5 protein-coding genes are annotated in these 5985 nt (G+C 37.9%); 4 read left to right on the forward strand and 1 reads right to left on the reverse strand.

The features are described from left to right. Positions 1 to 75 precede the first annotated feature (75 nt). Positions 76 to 1596: a glycerol-3-phosphate dehydrogenase gene (gene glpD, locus HMPREF0023_RS00465; protein WP_004638303.1), complete on the forward strand. Its 1521-nt coding sequence runs from the start codon at positions 76 to 78 to the stop codon at positions 1594 to 1596. A gap of 30 nt (positions 1597 to 1626) precedes the next feature. Here the strand turns inward: glpD and HMPREF0023_RS00470 are convergent, their stop codons facing one another. Then, the gene (locus HMPREF0023_RS00470; RefSeq protein ID WP_005081723.1) at positions 1627 to 3822 is read right to left on the reverse strand and encodes a TonB-dependent siderophore receptor; all 2196 of its coding nucleotides are present in this window, start codon (positions 3820 to 3822) and stop codon (positions 1627 to 1629) included. 222 nt (positions 3823 to 4044) lie between these two features. Between HMPREF0023_RS00470 and HMPREF0023_RS00475 the strand changes: the two genes are divergently transcribed. From HMPREF0023_RS00475 to HMPREF0023_RS00485, 3 genes are all read left to right on the forward strand, one after another. Beyond that, positions 4045 to 4311 (forward strand): hypothetical protein, encoded by a 267-nt coding sequence (locus HMPREF0023_RS00475; protein ID WP_017396447.1) that lies wholly within the window; start codon positions 4045 to 4047, stop codon positions 4309 to 4311. Between the two features lie 114 nt (positions 4312 to 4425). Next, the gene (locus tag HMPREF0023_RS00480; protein WP_005081727.1) at positions 4426 to 4836 is read left to right on the forward strand and encodes a DUF596 domain-containing protein; all 411 of its coding nucleotides are present in this window, start codon (positions 4426 to 4428) and stop codon (positions 4834 to 4836) included. Between the two features lie 545 nt (positions 4837 to 5381). Continuing rightward, positions 5382 to 5930 carry a hypothetical protein gene (locus HMPREF0023_RS00485; RefSeq protein WP_005091198.1) on the forward strand — a complete coding sequence of 183 codons (549 nt, stop codon included), beginning with the start codon at positions 5382 to 5384 and terminating at the stop codon, positions 5928 to 5930. Positions 5931 to 5985: the final 55 nt, after the last annotated feature.

Here is a 5985-nt window from a genome sequence, read left to right on the forward strand (position 1 = left end):
ATTATATATTGTTAATTTTCATTTAATATGTTTAAATTTTCATTATTGAACAATAATGAAAATTTGCGGTGATTTATGCAAACTTCTCCTCAGTCAAGTGACAAAATTTATGACCTTGCCATCATTGGTGGTGGGATCAATGGTGTGGGTATCGCTGTTGATGCTGCTGGGCGTGGTTTATCGGTATTTTTATGTGAAAAAGATGATTTGGCGAGCCATACTTCATCTGCGAGTAGCAAGCTGATTCACGGTGGTTTGCGTTACCTTGAACATAAAGAGTTTCGTTTGGTGCGTGAAGCATTAGCTGAGCGTGAAGTTTTGCTCAATAAGGCGCCACATATTATTCGCCCAATGCGTTTTATTATGCCTCATCGTCCGCATTTGCGCCCAGCATGGCTGATTCGTACGGGCTTATTCTTTTATGATCATTTAGGTAAGCGTGAAAAATTATTGGGTTCAAATAATGTCTACTTTAAAGATGATAGTCCGTTAAACACAGCGATTACACGTGGTTTTGAATATTCAGACTGTGCAGTAGATGATTCACGTTTAGTTGTTTTGAATGCAATGCATGCACGTGAAAAAGGGGCAGAAATCGTAACGCGTACCCGTTGTTTGTCTGCTCGACGTGAAGGACAAATTTGGGTTGTCGATTTGGAAAATGCAGAAGGGCAATTTCAAATTAAAGCGAAAGCTTTGGTGAATGCTGCAGGCCCTTGGGTCGCACAGTTTATTAAACAGGATTTACAGCTAAAATCTCCTTATGGTATTCGTTTGATTCAAGGTAGTCACATCATCGTACCGAAGCTTTATGAGGGTGATAAAGCTTTCATTATGCAAAATGATGACCGCCGTATTGTCTTTGCAATTCCATATTTGGATCAATACACCATGATTGGTACCACCGACCATGAGTATGAAGGTGATCCAGCTCAAGTGAAAATTACTCAAGCTGAGATTGATTATCTCATTGAGGTGAGTAATGCGCATTTTAAAAAGCAACTTACCCAAGCTGATATTATCTCAACTTTCGCTGGGGTGCGCCCATTATGTGACGATGAGTCAGATAATCCATCTGCGGTGACACGTGACTATACGTTAGCCTTATCAAAAGAAGCTGCGGGGCAAGCGCCATTACTTTCAGTATTTGGTGGAAAGTTAACGACTTATCGTAAGCTTGCTGAGTCTGCAATGTTGCAACTGAAAGCATTTTTCCCAGCGATGAAAGGCAGTTGGACTGCAACGGAAACTTTGCCGGGCGGTGAAAAGATGGTGTCGGTTGAGCAGTTAGCTAATGAAATCCGCGCGCAAATCTCCGATGCTTCTGAAGCTTTGGCGAAACGTTGGGCGGGAGCCTATGGCTCGCGTATTTGGAATATTTTAGGTGAAGCAAGTTCGGTTAAGCAGCTTGGTCAACATTTTGGACAGGGCTTGTATGCCAAAGAGGTCGATTATCTATGTCGCTTTGAATGGGCAAGCAATAGTCAAGATATACTGTGGCGACGTTCTAAATTAGGACTAAATATGCAAGCGCATGAAATTGCATTATTAGATGCTTATTTAAAACCTAAAAACCAAGCTCCGAATGCAGCATAAAGAAAGCCCCTCATGTTCGAGGGGCTTTTTTTAATATTTAAACTTCAGTGCAACTGTATAGTTAGCAGGTTCTCCGTAGAATGCTTGGCTATAAGTAAAACTATTCAAATATTTTTTATCAGTTACATTATTTGCATTGGCTTGAACGCTAAAGTGTTTATTGACTTCATAACTTGCCATTAGGTTAAGCAACGCATAATCGCTTTGTTTTAGATATGCTGATTTTACATTGTCAAAAACAGAGGTTTTTCCTTGCCACTGTAGCCCTGCACCTACTTTTAATTTGGGTAATTGAGCGGGTGTATAAGTAGTTAGTAAATTAAAGGTTTGAGTTGGGTTATAAGTTCGGGCTGCACCACCATTTTTTAGATCTTGTAAACTAAATTGGGCATAACCCAAAGAGACATTTACTTGATCGGTGAGTTGTCCTGCCAAACCAACCTCAACGCCTTGTGAGCGTAAATCACTGATCCCCACTTTTCGGTTTAAAGGATGTCCATCTGTTGAACGAAGCGGATAATTGTTTTCCTCTGTTCTAAAGATTGCCAATGTTCCAGTAAGTTTGTTGTCTAGCCATGAGCTTTTCATCCCAACTTCATAACTTTTTCCTTCGATTGGATCAGCTACTTTGCCTGTTGCTTCATTTACAGATGTTTGTGGGCGGAAAATCGAAGTATAACTCATATAACCTGTGTACTCAGGTGTAAAATTATAGGTAATCCCGGCATAAGGTGAAACTTTACTTTCATCGTAATTCATCGGTGAGCCATAGCTCGAACCTTCACTTTTGGCTTGGATGTAGTTCGCACCGAGAGTCAGCTTGAGATCATCGTTTAAATGTAGACGTGTGGCTGCATAAATTGACTGATTGCGTTGGGTATAATCGGCTTGTTTGACGAAATCCGACCAAGTGACATGCTTTGGCGTCCAGCTTGCCCAATCTGTTGTATAGGGGGTAACTGTAATTTGTCCGTTGTATTCAGAGCTTACATGATTAATATTGCTGTCATGTAGCGTGCCTTTCTTTTGATGGTCAACTTGATCACTTTTTGAGAAAGAATAACCAATGATAGCTTCATGTTCACGATTAAAAAGATCAAATTTCCCCTGCAAATTAAAATCAGCAGTGTGTAGTTTATTATTCTCTAAATAACCATTTGGTGTTAATGAAACTCCTGAACCGTCTGCGTTTGGATAGCCATAATAGTATAAAAGCTGGCTTTCACGATCTTTCTCATTATAGTTATAGCTCAAGTTAGCAGACCATGTATCTAGGAATTTTTGTTTTAGTTCGATAAATGCATTTCTAGAAGTATTGTCCCAATAGGCCCAATCTGGATTGGGGTTAAATGAGCGATCATAACTGAGCTGTCGACCAGAGCTATCCATCAGCGGAATTGCTCCCCAGTTATTGGCGTTTGGTTTATTTTTTTCTTGACTTGCTCCAATCGTGAGAAGGGTAGAATCCGTAACATCGGCTTCTACAACACCTGCAACACCATTTTTTTCTGAGGAATAACGATCACGATATGAGTCACCTGTTTGTTGGAAGCCAAACAGTCTTGCGCGGATGCGATCATTTAAACTGCCAGAAACATCTGCTTCATAACGTTGAGTATCCCATGAGCCATAACTTAAGCCTGTATTGGCTTGAAACTCTTTAGTAGGACGTTTTCGAACGTAGTTGATGGTTGCACTTGGATCACCAAAGGCATTGGTTAATGCATTTGCACCTTTTACGACTTCAACTCGATCATAAAAATAGCTGTCAGGATTGATATCGGTGGTATTCCAATTGGTTAGTGGAAATCCCACACCATCGATTAATATGTTAGAAATTTCAAAGCCACGTGCCATATATACGGCGCGTTCCGTTTCAAGGGCATTGACGGTTACCCCAGGGGTATTATTTAGAATATCTCGTGTTGAGGTTAAGCCAAAGTCTTCTATTTGTTGGCGTGTCACAACATTGATGGTTTGTGGTGTTTCTTTGGCAGCGATATTGAGCTTGGTTGCACTTGAGCTATCCTTAATCGTATAGGCTTTGGTGATTTCAGTATCTGAACTTTCATTCTGTGTCGCCTTGACTTGAATAGTCGGAAGCTGTTGAGAGACAGTGTCTACTGCAAAGCTGTAGGGGCTAATGCTGACCAGACTTGATGAAATTGCAAGAAACAATGAATTGCGCTTGAGAGAGGAGAGGTTTGAACTCATGTCTACAACCATGTAAATGAGAAATATTATTGTTACAATTATTGTTAATATTCGTTAATATTGCAATTCATTTCGTCTAATCCTTAATAGGAATAAAAGAAGAGATTTAGATGATTGATTGGAATTTTTGGAGATTAGTTATTCTATGAGAGAAATTTAAACTTTGGATAGCAGTGTGATAGATCTTGTGCTACATCACTCTAACCGTAGTGGGATGACAGGAGAATGCATTTGATGGATGTCCGACATGGGCTATTGCTGCTTGAGCAGCAGGAGTGTAATCAGAGTTTTAATGAATTAAATGCTGAAAATAAAGTAAAGGTTCTACAGTATGCATTAGGAGAAAGTGTGAGTGTTTATTGGCCAAATTTAGCGCTTAATTGGATTGAAAATAATCCAGAGAGTCTTACTACTATATTGAAGGGTATTTTAATCGAATCAATCGGCAAACATTGGGCAAATCAGCACTATAAACACAGGGTGAAGCGGATTTTAAAATAGAGGCTATTAAAAAGTTATATAAATAAATTTTAATATATCTGTTCTTTTTTATTGTTTTTGTTGTTTAATAATAAAACTAGTGGGCGGAAATTAATTTCAGATAAGGTTCATAATATGAGAATTACCTTAAGTGATAAGGAATTTAATGCATTGATGAATTCTGTAAAGGGACAAGCCTTAGATGCTGTGTGGTTAGCAGCGTCTAATTTGGCGGAGGATGTCCAGATTGAAAAAAAGCTTATTGAGAAACGAGATATATTTATTAATATATTGCACCAGCTTATGAATGCTGGGGAGTTATTGTTAGCAAAAAGTGGTGATGACACTATTATATATGATATTCCTGTTTTAGAACAATTGGAATTATTTAAGAGGTTCTTTCCTTCTTCTGAAGAATATGCTAGAGAGATTGGTGCGCATGATATAGGAACATGGTTGGTTATTTACGATCAGGGTTTCTGCCCTTTGAGACCAGTTTGGATTTATACTCTAGATAATGGCGAAAAATATTTAGAATGGGCTTAATAGTCATATCTTTACTTTGGGGGTATTAATGGTTTTAAATAAATTTACATCAGTACTCTTAATTTGAAAACTAGAGAAGAATGGTTTGACAGCTTTCAATATTGGTGAATGGATATGCGTGATGCTTTATCATGTATGTATGATAGCCTCCCAAAATAAATTAGTGAGAAGTTGGATTATTCAATAGATTCATTGAATATGCTTGGAGCATTGGATATTGGAGCGGTATCCAACAACTGATGAGATGTCCTTTCAATGAGAAATACATACCGTTGATGGTTATGCTTGATATTTAGGAGAGACGTTTAGAAAACATTTGGGGGTGTGGGTTATCGAATTTGAGAGCCTAAAATGGCTTTTTATAATGTGCCGCAAATAGAAGCAAATAATTATTATGGTTTTCCTTTATCATTAGTTACTGCGAGTACAGATCGTCGAACAGGGCATTACATTTCAGATATTCTTAAGAATTTTATTGATAGTGAATAAGCTTCTTCGGCTAAGTATGAGTTATTTTAAAACTTTCCGATCATAATGAGTAATATATGAATATTAAAAACTTAATAAGGTGTTTTGGGCTTTTATTAGCTCTTTCAACTCTTACCGCTTGTGCTACACCTAGAATCTTATCGCATGATATAGATGGATTATGCCTGATTACACAACAAGATTTTCGGCTGTCTAAGAAAACCTTAAAAACGTTGGATACGCAGTATATGCTAGAAAGCCCTAATGCGTGGGTTACGCCGATCACGATAGGTTACCAAGAGATAGGTTTAGTCCCAAATTCAACAAAGTTAAGTATTTTTAGAGTCTATGAGGCATATGAACCAATAGGTTACTTTAGACCAGATATTGTTGTGAAAATAGAACAGGGAAAATATAAGGGAATAATCGCGAGTATTCCTGGATTTAACGAGAGTATGGCTGATCCTGACACAAGAAAAAGAGCTGCTGATGAAAGGGGTACATTTATATTCGGATCATTATGGTTTACAGCACGTGATACTGTGGATATTCCAAGAAAAATACTTAGTAGGTCAGATGTAAATAAAATTAAGTTTAATCCAGAATATCTAAAAAAATGTGATTGAGTGAAGCCAATATTTTAAGGTTGTTCTTCTGATGGTTTGGATAAATTTAATTCTG

Source organism: Acinetobacter sp. ATCC 27244 (genome assembly GCF_000156555.1).
In the GTDB taxonomy this organism is placed as follows: Bacteria; Pseudomonadota; Gammaproteobacteria; order Pseudomonadales; family Moraxellaceae; genus Acinetobacter; species Acinetobacter haemolyticus.